Source organism: Candidatus Hydrogenedentota bacterium, from assembly GCA_012730045.1.
GTDB lineage: Bacteria > Hydrogenedentota > Hydrogenedentia > Hydrogenedentales > CAITNO01 > JAAYBR01.
This window is the reverse complement of sequence record JAAYBR010000061.1, coordinates 1-15,736: the sequence shown is the minus strand read 5'-3', so window position 1 is coordinate 15,736 and position 15,736 is coordinate 1. Positions and strand designations below refer to the sequence as shown.

The following is a 15,736-nucleotide window of genomic DNA, read 5'->3' as shown; positions in this document are numbered from 1 at the left end:
GTTCATGCTATGATCACGACAAGATATGGCGTAGGACAGGTTGCAAGCCGACTATATGTTGTGGTAGCGTGGTCGCGAGCCCTGAGAGGATTGCCGTGAACATCGGTCACCGCCAACGGTGGAGGGAGGTAAACGCCTGATGAGGCCGGAATACGCGCTGGTACATGTGCCTGCCGGACCTTTCCAGATGGGCGCGTTTCTGCCGAAGGACCGCATGGCCCGAATGGCAGGGGCTCTGGTGGCCGCCGGCCGTGAGGCCCGGGTGCTGGACTATGCCACGCCGGCATGGCTGGAGCGTTTTTCCTTTTTCGCCATGGAGGAGGTGTCCACGCTCTCCTGGTATGGATTCTGGCGCCATTGGCGGCGAACGGACGGCGTCACCCGCTGGCTGGCCGACATCGGGTCAGACATTGTGCTGCACCGCCCGTCCACCGTGTGCTACTTCGCGGAAACGCAGGCCGAGATCGGGCAATCCCTGCTTGTGGCGGAGCGCGTCCGCAGTCTGCTGCCCGCCGTGCGGCAGGAAATGGTCTGTTCCGGGGCCTCGGGCGCCGGGCTCCGCATCCCGTTCCCGGTGCTTTCCGACACATGGCGCGTGCGCATGGGCGACGGGGGAAAAGACGACGCGGCGGCGGCGGCCTGTTACGATCCGTCGGTGTATCCGGCCCTGTTCGGCGGGGGCAAACTGCATCTGTTTCCCGTTTCCCTGGGACGGGAGGCGGCGGAATCGCCCGACGCCCCAGAGGCGGTGCTGACGGAGATCGCAGCGGTGCAACGGGCCGTGCCTCTGGGGGCCTTCCATCTGGACGGGTATCTGTCGGCGACGACAGTGGACGAGGTGGCGGCGGGCCTGCTGGCCGGGGGCCACCGCTGCCAGTACAGTACGGGATGCGTTCCGGGGCCGCTGTCGGACTCGGTGTGGGCGCTCGCGCGGGCGTCCGGATGCCGCGCGGTGGAATGGCTGGTTCCCTCGGGGAGCCAGCGGCTGCTGGACGACCATTTCAACGCGCGGTTCTCCGTGAGCCACGGGCGGCGCGCGGTGAAAATGTGCCGGCTGGCGGGCATCTACTGCGCCGTCCGCTTTCTCTACCCCTGCCTGGAGGACGACGCCCACACGGCGGCCGAGAGTGTCTATTTCGCCGAGAAGGCGGAGCCGGACAGCGTGGTGGTCGCCCCCGCGGCCCCCGAGGGGCCGCGCCAGGCCGCCCGAGTCGCGCGAATGAGGGGGGAGCTTCAGGAGGACCTGGCACGCAAGGGGTTCCCGGTGCAGGTGGAGGGGTGGCAGGGGTTGCTGGCCCGCGCGGGGCAGCACGATGGAAGGGAGCTCCGCCTGCTGGGACGGTATGGCGCCCTTATCGAGAACGGGGACTGGGGCGCGCTGTCGGACGAGATCGCGGCTTTCAACCGGGCGCTGTCGCATCCCGCGCCCCGAACGGTTTCCGGATGGACGGAGGCGCTCCAATGCGCGGCGGCGGCAAACTGACCGCAGCCTAATCGTCCCGGCGGCCGCCCCGGGTGAATATCCGGTGGAAGCAGTAGACGTTGAGGGCAATGATGGCGGCCCACACGGAGAGCATGTAGCACCAGGTGAGAAGGGTCATGCCTCTCCCCCCTCCTCTTGTTCCACGACCTCAAAGAGCTTGGGGTGCGTCTTCCAGGCGTGGTGAATGCCCCAGGCAATGAACGCGGCCACGACCAGAATCATCCCCCTCGCCAGCCAGAGGAAGGGTTTGTCCTCCGGCACGGCGCCCGCCATGGTCAGCTTTCCCCAGAGACTGCCGCCGCACCACCACAGGAAGATGATGACGGAGGCGGAGGGGGTGACATACTTCATGATGTAATAGAAGACCCGGGGCAGGCGGATGTCCGCCCCGAGATGCATCTCCCGCCAGCCCTTGTCCATGCCGAACACCCAGGAAAAGACGACAGACTCGATGGCCACAAACAGGACCAGGCCCACCTCGCCCATCCAGTAGTCCAGCTCGTCCATGAGCCCGTGGTGCATGAAGAGGACAACGGGCTGCATGAACACAAACACGACGGCGCTGATCAGCGCCACCCCCTGCCGCCGGGTCAAACGCAGCTCATCCTCCAGAAAGACCAGCAGGGGGGTGAACATGGCCATGGAGGAGGTGAGTCCGGCGAGGAAGAGCAGCAGAAACCACAGCGTGCCGAAAAACTGTCCGGCCGGCATCTGCTGGAAGATCACCGGGAGCGCGTAGAAGCCGATGAAGAACGTCCCGGATCCGGCGATCTCCCGGGTCTGTGTCACGCCGAAGAAAATGACCGCCGCCGGAATGGCGATGCTGCCCCCGATCACCACCTCCACCAGCTCGTTGGTTCCCGCCGAGGCGAGGCCGCTGAGGACGACATCCTCGCGCTTGCGCAGGTAGCTGGCGTAGGTGTGGACCATGCCCAACCCCACGCTGAGGGTGAAGAATATCTGCCCGGCGGCGGCGAGCCAGATGTCCGGTTTGAGCAGGACCGACCAGTCGTCCACGCGCCACACCTGCGCGAGGCCGTCGCTGACCGTGCGCTCCTCGACCGGGGGAAGCGTCAGAACCCGGACGGTGAGCACGACTCCGAGGACAAGAAGGACGGGCATGCAGTATTTCGCGACAATCTCGATGCCGCCGGCGATGCCCCGGCTGAACACAAGCACATTGATTCCCAATGTCACCAGGAAGAAAAAATAGGCGGAGGGGTTGAACGAGAAGAAGCCCCCGTCCATGCCGAGGAACGCGCCAAAGACGCCCTTCATCTCCTCGTTGGAGGTCTTTCCCCAGTAGGCCCCCGTCACCGTCTGCCACGCGTATCCCAGGGACCAGGACTCTATGTAGATGTAGTAGACCCCGACCATGGCCGGAAGCAACACGCCGAAAATGCCCAGATACTTCGAGACGCGGCGGTTCCACATGCGGTGGAACATGCCGGGGGTGGTGCCGTGGCCGTATCCCCCGCCGTGGCGGCCGATGGTCCACTCCATCCACATGAGGGGGATGCCGATGAGCACGAGAACGGTGAAATAGGGCACCATGAAGGCGCCGCCGTAGGGGGCCGCCTTCCCCGGGAAACGGAGGAAGTTTCCCAGCCCGACCGCGTTGCCCGCCATGGCCATGATCAGCCCGAAGCGGGTCGCCCATCCGTCTGTCGCACCCTGCCGCATCGCCTCTCCCTGGCATACCGCGCCATTAACCGGGGGCAGTATAGGAACCGGAGTCCCCGGCCGTCAACCCCCCGCGTCGCGGGGAGTCGCACAAAAAGAAAGGAGGCCTGGAACAGGCCTCCGGCAAATCGTGCGCACCGCCGCGCCGTCACTGGCCGCGGCGCCACTTCATCTGCGGGTACTTGGTGGTCTGGGGATACCGGGTGTCGTAGCCGACCGTCTGCAGGGCGTCCACCTTGAGGTCCTCGCCCTCGGGATGGGCGTTCTGCATCACTTCCTTCTGTCGGTCTGTCAGCACCGCGCCCTCCTGAAGAACGGAGCAGGTGAGGAAGACCAGCATTTCGTTGATCTTTTCATCACGCGAGTTGCTCCGGAAGGCAGCCCCCATGATCGGGATGTCGCCCAGGATGGGGATCTTCCGGGCCGTGGACGTGTTGCTGTTCTTTCGGAGCCCGCCGATGTAGATGGTCTGGCCGTCGGCTAGGCGCATAGTGGAGGAAATCTCGCGCTTGTCCTCAATGGGCACGCCGTTGAAGGTGCCGTTGGTCGCGCTTTCCTTGGCCGCCAGGGTGCATATGATGTTGTCGTCGTGCGTGACCTTCGGGGTCACCTCAAGAATCGTTCCAATCTCCTTGAAACGGGTGCTGGTCTGGTTGCCGCCCTGCTGCGTCTGCGTCAGCTCGACATAGGGGATCTCCTGCGCGATGGAGATCGTCGCAGGCTGGTTCTCCACGGTCATGACCACGGGGTTCGAGACCAGGCGGCCATTGTTGTTGCGCACCTCCAGCTGGACGGCGCCCTTCCAGTCAATGTTGTCGGTCAGCAGGCCGAAGTTGAGCAGGCCGGCGGGGGATTGGAGGACCTCCATGCTCGACTCGAGCGCCAGCTCCTGCAGGGTGCCCACCTTGGGGGCGTCGGGGCCGATGGCGGCGTTGGCGCGGCTCTGGCGCTGAATGGTGTCAAACAGCCATTTCACGCCCGTCTCGGCCGCGTCGGTGAGCTGGATGTCCACCACCATCGTCTCGATGGCCACCTGCTTCACCGGCATGTCCAGCGACTTGACCAGCTCCTTGGCCTGCTCCACCACGGCGGGGACGTCGGTGATGACGACCTTGCGCGCCCGGTCATCCATGCTCACCTTGCCCACGTCCGGCGAGAGCATGGTCTGGAGGGTTGTGGCGACCTCCTTCGGGTCGGCATAACTCAGCGGAATGGCCTCCGTGAGCACTGGCAGCTTGGGCTTCACCTGGTCCAGAGACCGGGCAAGGGCGGCCATTTCTTCGATCCGGTGCCTGGGCGCCGACAGGACGATGAGGTTCGCGCTCTTGTCCGCAGTGACGGTGTAGGTGTTCCTGCCCCCCATGCTGCGGGTGACATCGGAGAGAAGCTTGGCGACCTCGTCGGCCTTCGCGTTCTTGAAATTGATGATCTCCGTGATGCGGTTGATCATGTCCGCATCCTCGACGGGGACGATGCGGTAGATCCCCTCCTCCTCGACCATTCCCAGGTTGTTCATGCGCAGCGCCGTGTCAATGGCCTGGCGCAGGGTCACGTTGCGGAGGTTGGCCGTGACCGTCCCCTCGAGGGCGGTGCCCGCGATCACGTTGATGTCGGCCTTGTGCGCGAGCATGGCCACCACGTTCGTGAGGTCCATGTCGCGGAAATCCACATTCACCATCTGGGCGAGGGGGTCACCTTCGTACTTCGGCTTCTTCGGGGCCTGGACCGGCGGCAGCGCGGCGGCCGCAGGGGCGGACCCGGCAGGGGGCTCGGGCGCGGTCACTGCGGGCGCGGCCATCTTGGAAAGGTCGTCGGCCACGGGCACCACAGGGGCGGCGGACTCCCCCCCCGGCGTTGCCGACTCCACCACGCCGGCCGCGGCGGAGGGGTCCGCCCCCGCGGCGGTCCCCAGCACCAGCGCGCGGACCTGGGCCGCAAGGGAGGCGTTCGCCTCGCGTGTGATCGGGGCGGGAACAACCCGCGGCCCCGGGGGTTCCGACATGTCGGCGTCTTCGGCCTCCTCAACAACCGCAGCGCCCTCCCCGCCGGCGTCCTCCGCTTCTTTCCCGGACGGCGCAGCTTCCTCCGCCTTCTCCTCCGGGCTGTTCGTCAGGGGCGGCGGCAGGGCCGAATCCCCCCCGCCTTCCTGAGCTCCCCCGTAGACCGGGGCACCCTCCATTCCCTGGGTGGCTCCGCCGCCAAAGACCGGGGTGCCGCCCATGTTGTCGTCGTCGCCCACGGCGGCATCGCGCGTCCCGCCGCCCGCCACACCGGTGTCAAACCGGGCCTCGGACACCGCGAGGAGGTCCGACACCACCGTGTCTTTGCGCCCGGAAACGGTGACCTGCTGCAGTTCACCGGCCAGCGCGCGCACCTTGGCAGACCCGCCGTCCGCCGGCAGGGCGTCCCGCTGCGCCGCCGCGGCGCCGTCAAGGGCGGCGGCACCCAGCAGCAGCACGACACCCGCCAGGGCCAACAAAGTCCCACATGTCTTCATGTTTTGGGGCATGGCTCACATATCCTTCATTTCGATAGGAATCGTCGAATCGCCGACCTTCAGGATCACCCGTGAAGGCTCAATCGAATAGACCTGCGTTCCGTTGGGGAAAACATGGCCGACCGAGACAACCTCGTCGTCCACCACGGCCACGGGGTAACTCACGTCCCAAACGATGCCCGTCACCCGCTTGGAATAGGCGTCCGTGAGCGGGGTGGGCGCGGCCGGCGCCTGCGGCGCATCGGGGTCGGCCGTGGGATCCTCCCCGGGCTCGCCGTCCACCATGGTCACTCCGCCCTGTCCGGCCGGCCCGTCGCCGAGATTCTGCATCGGTCCACCCACCAGCGGGTTCATGGGATTGCGGTCAACGCGGACGGTGGAGTAGTTGATCGGCTCGACCTCCACGCTCTTGATGAGGGCCTCAATGTCAATATCCACCTGCTGGAGGGCGCCCGGCGCCGCAGCTTTGGCCGCGCCCGCGGTCCCCGCCTTCGCCGTGTTGGAGGCCACGGTTGCCGTGGGGGACGCTTTGGGCCCGGGCGTCAGCACGAACTGCTTGACCAGGACGCCCACGAGGACCACGCCCAACACCGCGGCGAAGATGATCTGCTTTTTGTTCTGCTCGTTCATTTCGCGGCACCTGCCTTGTTGCCCGCAGCCGCCTTCTGGGCGGCGGACGCCGCCTCCGCGGCCGGGGCCGTCTCCTCCTGCTCAATGAAGCGGAACGTGCTCAGGACGAAGGTGGCGGTGGAGACCCCCGCCTCCTGCTCCCCGATGTCCAAGTCGGAAACCTTCAGGTAGCGCTCGTCGCGCTCGAGCAGGTTGATGAAGCCGACAATCTGGTGAAATTCGCCGGTGGCGGTGACTTTGTACGGGATGGTCTCCGTGCGGCTCTCCCTGCGGGAGGGCAGCGAGGCCAGCTGCACCTTCAGGCCGAGCTCGCCGCCAATGGTCTCGAAGCGCCGGAGAAGGTTGGGAATCTCGCGCTCGCTGGGCAGGCGCTTCTGGAAAATGTCCACCAGGCGCTCCATGTCCTCCGACTCCTTGCGGAGCCCGTCAATGTTTTCCTCGATCTTCCTCGCCTCGCCAAGCTCCTTCTTCACCGCCGCCAGCTCCTGCCGGCGCGCCTCCACCTTCTGCTTCTGGTGGCCGATGATGAGGACGTAGAAGGCGACCGCAACCACCGCCGTGAGGGCGAGCACGCCCCCCACGAACATCCAATCCTTTGCGGTCACTTTGCCAGTCAGAATATCCAGCATGTTCAAGCCTCGTTACGGTCCGAAACCCGGAAACGGGGCGGCGGACCGGTCCGCCATCTACCGTATCTGGTACTCGAAAGTGAATTTGCGCACGGCAAACCCCTCAAAATCGGTGTCCTCGATCTTGGAGGTGTACAGGGTGAACTTCTCGGAGAACTTCGGGTCTATGGTGGTGGAGTCCGCCAGCTTGGACACGTTCTTCTCCATGCTCTCGTCTTCAATGGCGTAGCCGGTCACTTCCAGGATGGACCGGTCCACAGTGATCTTCTCCATCATCGGACGCTGGGTCTTGACGTCCATCTCGGGCTGGCCCTTTTTGTCCAGCTTCTGGCGCTCCTCCTGGAACTTGCGGGTCAGAAGGCGGACCCGGCTGTACCAGATGTTTTCCGGGGTCAGCGAAGCCAGCTGGTGCAGCCACTCGGACCAGAGTGTCCGGTCGGCGAGAATCTTCTGGATGGTCTCGATCTTGTCCTGGAGCTGCACTTTTTCCTGGATGAGGCTGTTGTGCTCCGCGACGACGCTCTCCAGTTTCGCGAGATCCTCCCTGGCCTTCTCCAGGTTGCGCCCTTCCGCAGCCAGCGTGCCCAGCTCACCCATGAACAGCGCGCCAAGGACGCTCATGACGAGCAGCAGCACCGCCAGACTGAGTATGTGCGGCAAAGCCGACCGCTTCACGGGCCGGAGCGCATGGGGCAGCAGGTTAATCCGTATCATTTGCCCGGCACCTCATAGATCCGCCATGCCGCGCGCGGCCAGCCCAATGGCGACCATGAACTGCGGCGGCCGTTCAAGCAAGTCCTCCACAGCCGAATGCGCCCCCAACAGGAGGGCGCTCTGGTCCGGATGCGCCACCTCAACGCTGTCCACCCCCAGCTCATACTGGAGGGTCTCGCGGAGGATGCCCATCATGGCGCCCCCGCCGCAGACAATGATGCGGTCCACGGGGCGCTCGTAAAGCTGGTGTTCATAGAAGTCGAAGGAGCGCCTGAACTCGGCGGACATCCTCGCCAGGGGCGCTGAAAGAATCTCCGTCAACGCCCTCACGGCAACCCCGCCCCCGGCCGGCATGTAGGCGTTGTCCGCGTCGGAAAGCGCCCGCCCGGCACCGGAAATATCCTCCAGCTCGTCCTCCAGCGGCTCAAGCAGGGAGGAGTCGCCCATGACGACCGGCCTAAGCTGCCGCGTGGCCTCCTTGGCCATGGGCAGATCATTCAATTCTTCCATGTCCGCCATCTCCGCCACCGCCGCCTCGGGCACATCCTCCTGCGTGTGCTTGAACTCCTCCATCTCCCGCAGCGCGTCCTCGTAGGTGAAACGGCGGTCCTTGGCCACCGCCTGCACCGCCTCCCGAAGGCCCCAGTTCACCTCCCGGATGAAACTGGAAACGCCGTCCTTGACAAAGTGAACACAGGAGGACGTGAGCCCGACGTTGATCAGGGCCACCGTCTCCCCGACACGCAGAAAGTCGCAGGCCTCCGCCGCGTCCGAAAGCGCGAGGGAATCCACCCCCAGCATGCCCGGCTGAAGCTCCGAGGCCTCCAACACCTGCATCCGGGCGTCAATCACCTCATGCTTGGCGGCGACCAACAGGACCTTGACCTGCCGCTGCTCCCCCTCCGCCGTCTCCTCCAAAACATGCCAGTCCAGAAAGACGTCGTTGAGATCGTAGGGAATGCTGTGGGAAGCCTCCCCCCGGATGGCATCCTCCAAACTCTCGCGGCCCTTGACCGTCAGCCGCGGATAGCGGACCACAACGGTCTGCCCGGCCATGGCCGACACCACCAGGCACTGGCTGACCGGCATTTCCCGAAGCGTCTCCCGCACCGCCTGCGCCTGCGCCTCATTCGGGTCGCTGTTCAGGAGGTTCCGGTCCACCATCACCTGCACGGCACCTTCCACGCGCAGGCGGCCGCCAAAGCGGCTCATCAGGACCGCCTTGGCGGAGTGGCTCCCGATGTCTATGCCTATGGCTTTTTTTGGTCTTCTGAAGCCCACCGATGTGACACTCCACTCGGTTTTGCCGGGACCCCCCCGGCCGAACGCCGGACGGGACGAACCCAGTGTGTTTTTACGACCATTTCCGTTTCGGCATCAACTCTCCCAACCAATCACGTCCCCAGAGTATCATAAATCTGATATTCTGTCAACACTTTATTCCGGGATTTTTCCGGGGGGCGCCGGAGACCGGCGCGCGTCTGTTTGTGGGGAAAACCGCCGTTCCACAGCAGAATGCACTGGTTTGGACGCGCCGGCACCCCTGTTTTCCCCGACCGGGAGACGGACCCCGCGGGTGCCCACCGGGGGCACGGCGAGGTCAGCCGCCCGCTCCGCGAACCCCAGGCTCCTCGCGGTGGCCGCCAACCCCGTTTTGCTTCTCGTCTCCGTCATGCTTGGTCCGTTCTCTCTTCCCGCGTCCGCTTCCGGCTGGTGGAACAGGCTCCCGACCTGAACCTCTCATGAGACATATAATACGGTTTGCGGGCCCGTTTGTCAAGAGTTTATTTGCGGGGGGCGCGGCAAATGCCCCCGAATGCCCCCCGGTCATTTGTCCACAGAGAAGTGGTCCGGCCCCGTCCCCGTGTGCTTCTCGTAGTGCCCCTTGCCGTTCCGCACATACTTGGTGAACCCGAGCCGTCCAACGTTCTCATCGCTGGTGAGTTCTTTGCCCTTGCGCTCGGTTCCCCACCCCGCCACATGGGGGGCGGCATACACGCGCTCCACACGCTGGCCCGTTTCCGGGTGCTCCGTCAGGGCGGGCTCGTTCATGCCGTGCTCGATCTCCACCAGCGCGCCGCGGCTCCCGTCGTCGTTGATGATTTGATAGGTGTACTTGGGCATGGCGTGGTCTCCCGCCGTGTGATGGGGCCGTCTCCGCGCGTCAGCGGGGGCTCCGGGCGCGGGCGGCCTCATAGGCCGTGATCTTGTCCTCGTGCAGCAGGGTCAGCCCGATCTGGTCCCACCCGTTCAGCAGCCGCTCCCGGAGGAACGGGTGAAGCGTGAAGAAAAGGACGGCGCCGTCCGGCTTGGTGATTTCCTGCGCCTCCAGGTCCACCGTAAGGGCGTAGCCCTCCGCGGCGCGGACCTCGCCGAACAGGGTCTCCACCACGTCGCCCGGCAGGACGACGGGCAGCATGCCGTTGTTGAAGCAGTTGTTGTAGAAGATGTCGGCGAAGGACGGGGCGAGAATGACTCGGATGCCGTAGTCGTGAAGCGCCCAGGGGGCGTGCTCGCGCGAGGATCCGCAGCCGAAATTGTCCTTGGTCAGCAGGATGGAGGCGCCCTGGTAGCGGGGGGCGTTCATCTCGAAGGCCGGGTCGGGGGTCTTCCCGTCGGCCAGATAGCGCCAGTCGTAGAACAGGACATCGCCGTACCCCGTGCGCTCGATGCGCTTGAGGAACTGCTTGGGGATGATCTGGTCGGTGTCCGCGTTGAGCGCCTCCAGCGGCGCGACAATGCCCGTAAGCTGCTTGAACGGCTCCATAACACACGCTCCTTATGCGTTCGCCCGGCGGGGGGCGCTCAGTCCTTGTAGTCCCAGGAACGGACATCCACGAAATGCCCGGCCACTGCGGCGGCGGCGGCCATGGCGGGGCTCACCAGATGGGTGCGGCCGCCCTTTCCCTGCCGCCCCTCGAAGTTGCGGTTGGAGGTGGAGGCGCAGCGGTCGCCGGGGGAAAGCCGGTCGTCGTTCATGGCCAGGCACATGGAGCAGCCCGCCTCGCGCCACTCGAAACCGGCCTCCTTGAACACCGCGTCGAGGCCCTCGGCCTCGGCCTGCTCCTTGACGGCCAGGGAGCCGGGCACGACCAGCGCCTGCTCCACCGATTCGGCCTTCTGGTGGCCCCTGACGACCTTGGCGGCCTCGCGCAGGTCCTCGATGCGGCCGTTGGTGCAGGAGCCGATGAACATCTTGTTGATGCGGACCGCCGTGAGGGGCATGCCCTCGCCGAGGTCCATGTACTGCAGGGCCTTCTGGGCCGAGAGGCGGGTGTTGGCGTCGGCCAGTTCTGCGAGCACGGGGGTGCGCCCGTTGATGCCGGCGACCATGCCGGGCGAGGTGCCCCAGGTGACCTGGGGCTCAATGTCCGCCGCCTGAAGCACCACGGTGGTGTCGTAGGCGCAGCCGGGGTCGGAGGCCCAGGAGAGCCATCCGGCGGCCAGATCCTCCCAAGCCCTGTCCTTGGGCAGGTATTCCCGGCCCTTCAGATACGCGACGGTGGTCTGGTCCGGGGAAATCAGCCCGGCCCGGGCCCCGGCCTCGATGGTCATGTTGCAGACCGTCATGCGGCCCTCCATGGAAAGCGCGCGGATGGCCCCGCCGGTGTACTCGATCACATAGCCCGTGCCCCCGGCGGTGCCGATCTTCCCGATCACCGCCAGGATGATGTCCTTGGCCGTGACGCCGGGGCCGACTTTGCCCTCGACGCGGACCTCCATGGTTTTCGAGGGCTTCTGCCGCAGGGTCTGGGTGGCCAGCACGTGCTCCACCTCGCTCGTGCCGATCCCGTGGGCGAGCGCGCCGAGGGCGCCGTGGGTCGAGGTGTGCGAGTCGCCGCAGACGACCGTCATGCCGGGCAGGGTGAGGCCCAGCTCCGGCCCGATGATGTGCACCACGCCATTGTGGCGGTCGAACATGTCGAAGCAGGTGACGCCGAACTCGGCGCAGTTCCTCTTCAGCGTCTCCACCTGGGCGCGCGAAAGGGCGTCCGTGATGGGCAGGCTCCGGTCGGTCGTGGGGATGTTGTGGTCCATTGTGGCGAAGGTCAGCTCCGGCCGGCGCGCGCGCCGCCCGGCCAGCCGCAGCCCCTCGAAGGCCTGCGCCGAGGTGACCTCGTGCACGTAATGCCGGTCAATGTACAGGATCGCGTCCTGGTCCTCCGGCGTGTGGACCACGTGGGCGTCCCAAATCTTCTGGTAGATGTTCTTCGGCATGTGTCTTTCCAATCCTTTGGTCGTTCGCCCGGCGGACGGGCCCCGGACGGGCCCGCCGGCCTTCCCCGGCCCGCCATTATACCGCGCGGACGGGCCCGCGCCCAAACGGAGCCCGAAAAGCGGGCGCGCCGGACCTCCCCGGGGAGGGCCGGCGCGCCGGAAACTCACAATGTCACTTCTTGCCGTCCTCGTCCTTCTTGACCACGTCGGTCACGAGGCACTCGGTGGTGATGATCATGCCCGCCGCGCTGACGGCGTTCTGCAGGGCGCAGCGGATGACCTTGGCCGGGTCAATGATGCCGGCCTTCACCAGGTCCTGCATCTCGCCCGTGGCCGCGTTGAGGCCCATGTTGCCCTTCACGGCGGACACGTCGTTGACGACGACCTGGCCCTCAAGGCCCGCGTTGTCCGCGATCCGAGCCAGCGGCGCGGCCATGGCCCTGCACACGATGTTCGCGCCGGTCTTCTCGTCGCCCTCGAGGTCCAGCTTGGCGACCTTGTCGCGCACGCGCAGGAGCGCGACGCCGCCGCCGGCCACGATGCCCTCCTCAATCGCCGCGCGGGTCGCGTGGAGCGCGTCGTCGGCGCGGTCCTTCTTCTCCTTCAGCTCGACCTCGCTGGCCGCGCCGATCTTGATGACCGCGACGCCGCCGGCGAGCTTCGCCAGGCGCTCCTGGAGCTTCTCGCGGTCGTAGTCGGACGTGGTGTCCTCGATCTGCCGGCGGATCTGGTCGCAGCGGCCCTGGATTTCCTTCTTGCTCCCCGCGCCCTGGATGATCGTCGTGAAGTCCTTGGTGATCTCCACGCGCTTCGCGCCGCCGAGCTCGGCCAGCTCCAGCTTCTCCAGGCTCATGCCCAGGTCCTCGCTGACGAAGGTGCCGCCGGTGACGACGCTGATGTCGCGCAGGATCTCCTTGCGGCGGTCGCCGAAGGCCGGCGCCTTCACCGCCGCCACGTTCAGCACGCCGCGCAGCCGGTTGACCACCAGCGTGGCCAGCGCCTCGCCCTCGAGGTCCTCGGCGATGATGAGCAGCGGGCGGCCGCTCTGGGCCACCTTCTGCAGCACGGGAAGCATGTCCCGGATGCTGCCGATCTTCTTCTCGTAGCACAGGATCGCCGGGTCCTCCAGCACGCACTTCATGTTCTCGGGGTCGTTCACGAAGTGCGGGGAGATGTAGCCGCGGTCAAAGCGCATGCCGTCCACGATCTCCACCTCGGTCTCCAGGCTCTTGCCTTCCTCGATGGTGATCACGCCGTCCTGGCCCACCTTCTCGATCGCGTCCGCGATGATGTCGCCGATGGTCGCGTCGCCGTTCGCCGACACCGTCGCCACCTGCCGGATCTCCTCCTGGTCCTTGATCTTCTTGGCCATCGCGGCCACGCCGGCCAGCGCCGCCGCCATCGCCTTGTCCATCCCCCGCTTCAGGTGCATCGGGTTCGCGCCCGCCGTCACATGCTTCATCCCCTCGTGCACCATCTCCTGCGCCAGCACCGTCGCCGTCGTCGTGCCGTCGCCCGCGATGTCGCCCGTCTTGCTCGCCGCCTGCCGGATCATCCGCGCGCCCATGTTCGCCAGAGGATCCTTCAGCTCCACCTCCTTCGCCACCGTCACGCCGTCCTTGGTCACCTTCGGCGCGCCGTAGGACTTCTCCATCAGCACATTGCGCCCCTTCGGGCCCAGCGTCGCCTTCACCGCGTCCGCCAGCGCGTCCACGCCCGCCAGCAGCGCCATCCGCGCCTCCTGTCCGAAAAGCAGTTGTTTCGCAGCCATGGGATCGTTTCCTTCTTGTTCCAGACGCTCTTGCCTGTTGTTTTGTGGGGTTTTCGTGTTAGCACTCAGCCCGGCCGAGTGCTACCAGCCCATAAGGTACCACATTCCAGAACCCGTGTCAAGCGCGCCCCCCCCTTACGACACCCCCCCGCCCCAGCGCGTCATGCGTCCAGCGGACCGAAGCCGCCATGGCGTCCGGCGCGGTCGCCCGTTCCCCGAGCCGGATGGGGTAGTCCGCCGCCGCGCCCACGGTGAACCCGATCAGGCGGTGGGAAGAGGCCCGCGGCTCTTAGCCCCCCCTTGAGGGGCGGGGACCGCGTCCTCGCAGACGGGGGATGTTCTTCCGTCCGGCCGGGGTGCCGCAATTCAAAAACGGACCCTGGGGCTCCGCGACTTTGCGTTAAAAGCCCTCAACGCGGAGACGCGGAGAACGCAAAGGAAGAGAACCGAAATGGCGACCTCCCCGCACTCCGTGTCAGCGGTATTTCTCCAGCCGCAGGTTCCGCAGGGACTCGTCCGTCCATGCGTCGAGCTGGCGCTGCGCCTGATCAGGATCGGTCTCGAGGAGCCCCTTAAACCGCCGCGCCTCGTCCGCCAGGTCGTTCTGCCAGAACACCCCGGGGTCCAGTTCCACGAGGAGCCTGTCAAACGCGGCGAGCGACCGCTTGGTCTGTCCCGCCCGCGCAAGCGCATACGCCAGCGTGTTGAGATAATGCGGTCCGGGATAATGCAGGTGCGCCTCCGCCTCCCGCACCACATCCGCCGCCGTGTTGACTTTCGACACAAAGGGCAGCACCTCGCGCTCAATCATGCGGCGGAGGTCCGGGATGAGCCCGTCCATCCCCCTCTCCCACGCCCACTGCCCGCGGGGATGCCAGAGTCTATTGCCGAACGTGAAACTGATGTCCTCCCGGCGCATGAATAGTGGAAGAAAGAAATACCACACATAGAACAAGTCTGCATCAGCACTCCGATCGAAGCATATCCCACGAAGAATTCCGCCGATAGGCGAACGGAACAGGAGAGGGCCCTTAATTTCAAACCCGGGCATACAACACACGAGTTCCCTGGATATTTCCTCAAACTCCCTGTATTTCATGGTCGGACCTCAATTACGGGAATGGCCTCTGTGCCGGGAAGATGCGACTGGATTTGGACAATGCGCCGTGCGGAAAGATGCGATGTGTTCAGCTTCAGATCATACACCGCTATGGGAGTCTCCAACGTTCCGTATAGAACATCCACCCGCACCGAGCCTCTTTGCCCATATCTCTTGTACTCTCCCCTAAGAAAAGACTGCTCGGGAATCAAATCTGGCCGTTGAAGCTGTTTCACTTCCGTGCTGAACGCTCCATGCACCTTAGTCCCCCAGACGTGGCCCTTTCCGGGGCCGACAGTCCGCAACGCCCGTCCGGCGGCCTGGGTGAGGACCTGATGAACTTCAGCAATCTGCCCGGCCGTGTCAACTGCGGGCGCGGCCACGGCCGTCCGCGCTACAACACCCCTGGCGGCGACAGCGTATCCCCTGGACAGCGTGCTGCCGACCATGGCCACGGTCCCGGCGAGCTGGGAGCCGCCCACGAGTCCGCGCTGGAGGCGTTCCTGCCCTTCAAGGATACCACCCGTGGTGTAGTCCAAGCCAGAACCCGCCTCGGCGAGTCCGGTGAACCCCACCAGGTCGGCCCCCACCATGCGCCACCCGGTGGCGGTGGCGATGGCCGCGTTGACATCCCCGCCGTTGGTGGCGCTGTGCAGTGCTATCCGCGTTTCGTAGGAGGCGGCCGCCTCGGCGACCATTCCCTCATAGGCCGTTCCGAGGTCGCCCCCCAGGATGACGCCGGCTCCCTGGGCCATGCCCCGGAGCTGCTCGCCGCCGCTGTCCATCCAGAAACTGCGCGCCGCACCCCCGCGTCCGGTGAGACAGCCCGCACCGAAAATCTCCAGCCCCGTCTGCACCCAGTCATTGTCCCAGCCCCATTCCCCGTACGGGTCCACGAAGGCGTGGGGGTTGTTGGCGGTGTAGGTGTAGGGGTTGCCGAGGTTGGCGGGGTCCTGGGCGGGGTCGGGGGTGAGGAAGCGGCCCGTGGCGGGGTCGTAGAGGCGCTGGCGGT

13 protein-coding genes are annotated in these 15,736 nt (G+C 65.9%); 1 reads left to right on the top strand and 12 read right to left on the bottom strand.

The window, feature by feature from the left end; genetic code table 11:
• The first annotated feature begins 214 nt into the window (after positions 1-214).
• A complete protein-coding gene (locus GXY15_06135; protein ID NLV40790.1) occupies positions 215-1,483 on the top strand; it encodes a hypothetical protein in 1,269 nt (422 codons plus the stop codon).
• 114 nt (positions 1,484-1,597) lie between these two features.
• On the opposite strand, the gene GXY15_06130 is transcribed toward GXY15_06135, so the two are convergent.
• From GXY15_06130 to GXY15_06075, 12 genes are all read right to left on the bottom strand, one after another.
• A complete protein-coding gene (locus GXY15_06130; protein NLV40789.1) occupies positions 1,598-3,166 on the bottom strand; it encodes a sodium-dependent transporter in 1,569 nt (522 codons plus the stop codon).
• Positions 3,167-3,314: 148 nt separating this feature from the next.
• A complete protein-coding gene (locus tag GXY15_06125) occupies positions 3,315-5,675 on the bottom strand; it encodes a hypothetical protein (GenBank protein ID NLV40788.1) in 2,361 nt (786 codons plus the stop codon).
• Positions 5,676-5,678: 3 nt separating this feature from the next.
• Positions 5,679-6,293, bottom strand: a complete 615-nt coding sequence (locus tag GXY15_06120) for a hypothetical protein (protein ID NLV40787.1) — start codon at positions 6,291-6,293, stop codon at positions 5,679-5,681.
• On the bottom strand, positions 6,290-6,898 hold the full coding sequence (pilO, locus tag GXY15_06115) for a type 4a pilus biogenesis protein PilO (GenBank protein ID NLV40786.1): 609 nt from the start codon (positions 6,896-6,898) through the stop codon (positions 6,290-6,292). The genes GXY15_06120 and pilO overlap by 4 nt, the downstream gene beginning before the upstream one ends.
• An 81-nt stretch (positions 6,899-6,979) precedes the next feature.
• Positions 6,980-7,636: a hypothetical protein gene (locus tag GXY15_06110; protein NLV40785.1), complete on the bottom strand. Its 657-nt coding sequence runs from the start codon at positions 7,634-7,636 to the stop codon at positions 6,980-6,982.
• Between the two features lie 12 nt (positions 7,637-7,648).
• Entirely contained in the window at positions 7,649-8,917 is a 1,269-nt protein-coding gene (gene pilM, locus GXY15_06105) for a type IV pilus assembly protein PilM (GenBank protein NLV40784.1), read from the bottom strand.
• Between the two features lie 546 nt (positions 8,918-9,463).
• The gene (locus tag GXY15_06100) at positions 9,464-9,760 is read right to left on the bottom strand and encodes an FmdB family transcriptional regulator (protein ID NLV40783.1); all 297 of its coding nucleotides are present in this window, start codon (positions 9,758-9,760) and stop codon (positions 9,464-9,466) included.
• Positions 9,761-9,800: 40 nt separating this feature from the next.
• Positions 9,801-10,403, bottom strand: a complete 603-nt coding sequence (gene leuD, locus GXY15_06095) for a 3-isopropylmalate dehydratase small subunit (GenBank protein NLV40782.1) — start codon at positions 10,401-10,403, stop codon at positions 9,801-9,803.
• Between the two features lie 38 nt (positions 10,404-10,441).
• Complete coding sequence (leuC, locus tag GXY15_06090; protein NLV40781.1) at positions 10,442-11,854, bottom strand: 3-isopropylmalate dehydratase large subunit; 1,413 nt, start codon at positions 11,852-11,854, stop codon at positions 10,442-10,444.
• A 172-nt stretch (positions 11,855-12,026) separates the two neighbouring features.
• Positions 12,027-13,625 (bottom strand): chaperonin GroEL, encoded by a 1,599-nt coding sequence (gene groL, locus GXY15_06085; protein NLV40780.1) that lies wholly within the window; start codon positions 13,623-13,625, stop codon positions 12,027-12,029.
• A 475-nt stretch (positions 13,626-14,100) separates the two neighbouring features.
• The gene (locus GXY15_06080) at positions 14,101-14,466 is read right to left on the bottom strand and encodes a hypothetical protein (GenBank protein NLV40779.1); all 366 of its coding nucleotides are present in this window, start codon (positions 14,464-14,466) and stop codon (positions 14,101-14,103) included.
• A 254-nt stretch (positions 14,467-14,720) separates the two neighbouring features.
• A partial coding sequence (locus GXY15_06075) for a hypothetical protein (protein ID NLV40778.1) occupies positions 14,721-15,736 on the bottom strand: 1,016 nt, incomplete at its 5' end.

What these genes read in the sequence shown, in the direction of transcription:
- leuC (NLV40781.1), bottom strand. Translation starts at nt 11,854, where the DNA reads ATGCCGAAGAACATCTACCAGAAGATTTGGGACGCCCACGTGGTCCAC.
- GXY15_06100 (NLV40783.1), bottom strand. Translation starts at nt 9,760, where the DNA reads ATGCCCAAGTACACCTATCAAATCATCAACGACGACGGGAGCCGCGGC.
- GXY15_06120 (NLV40787.1), bottom strand. Translation starts at nt 6,293, where the DNA reads ATGAACGAGCAGAACAAAAAGCAGATCATCTTCGCCGCGGTGTTGGGC.
- leuD (NLV40782.1), bottom strand. Translation starts at nt 10,403, where the DNA reads ATGGAGCCGTTCAAGCAGCTTACGGGCATTGTCGCGCCGCTGGAGGCG.
- GXY15_06130 (NLV40789.1), bottom strand. Translation starts at nt 3,166, where the DNA reads ATGCGGCAGGGTGCGACAGACGGATGGGCGACCCGCTTCGGGCTGATC.
- groL (NLV40780.1), bottom strand. Translation starts at nt 13,625, where the DNA reads ATGGCTGCGAAACAACTGCTTTTCGGACAGGAGGCGCGGATGGCGCTG.
- GXY15_06080 (NLV40779.1), bottom strand. Translation starts at nt 14,466, where the DNA reads ATGGACGGGCTCATCCCGGACCTCCGCCGCATGATTGAGCGCGAGGTG.
- GXY15_06110 (NLV40785.1), bottom strand. Translation starts at nt 7,636, where the DNA reads ATGATACGGATTAACCTGCTGCCCCATGCGCTCCGGCCCGTGAAGCGG.
- GXY15_06135 (NLV40790.1), top strand. Translation starts at nt 215, where the DNA reads ATGGCCCGAATGGCAGGGGCTCTGGTGGCCGCCGGCCGTGAGGCCCGG.
- GXY15_06125 (NLV40788.1), bottom strand. Translation starts at nt 5,675, where the DNA reads ATGCCCCAAAACATGAAGACATGTGGGACTTTGTTGGCCCTGGCGGGT.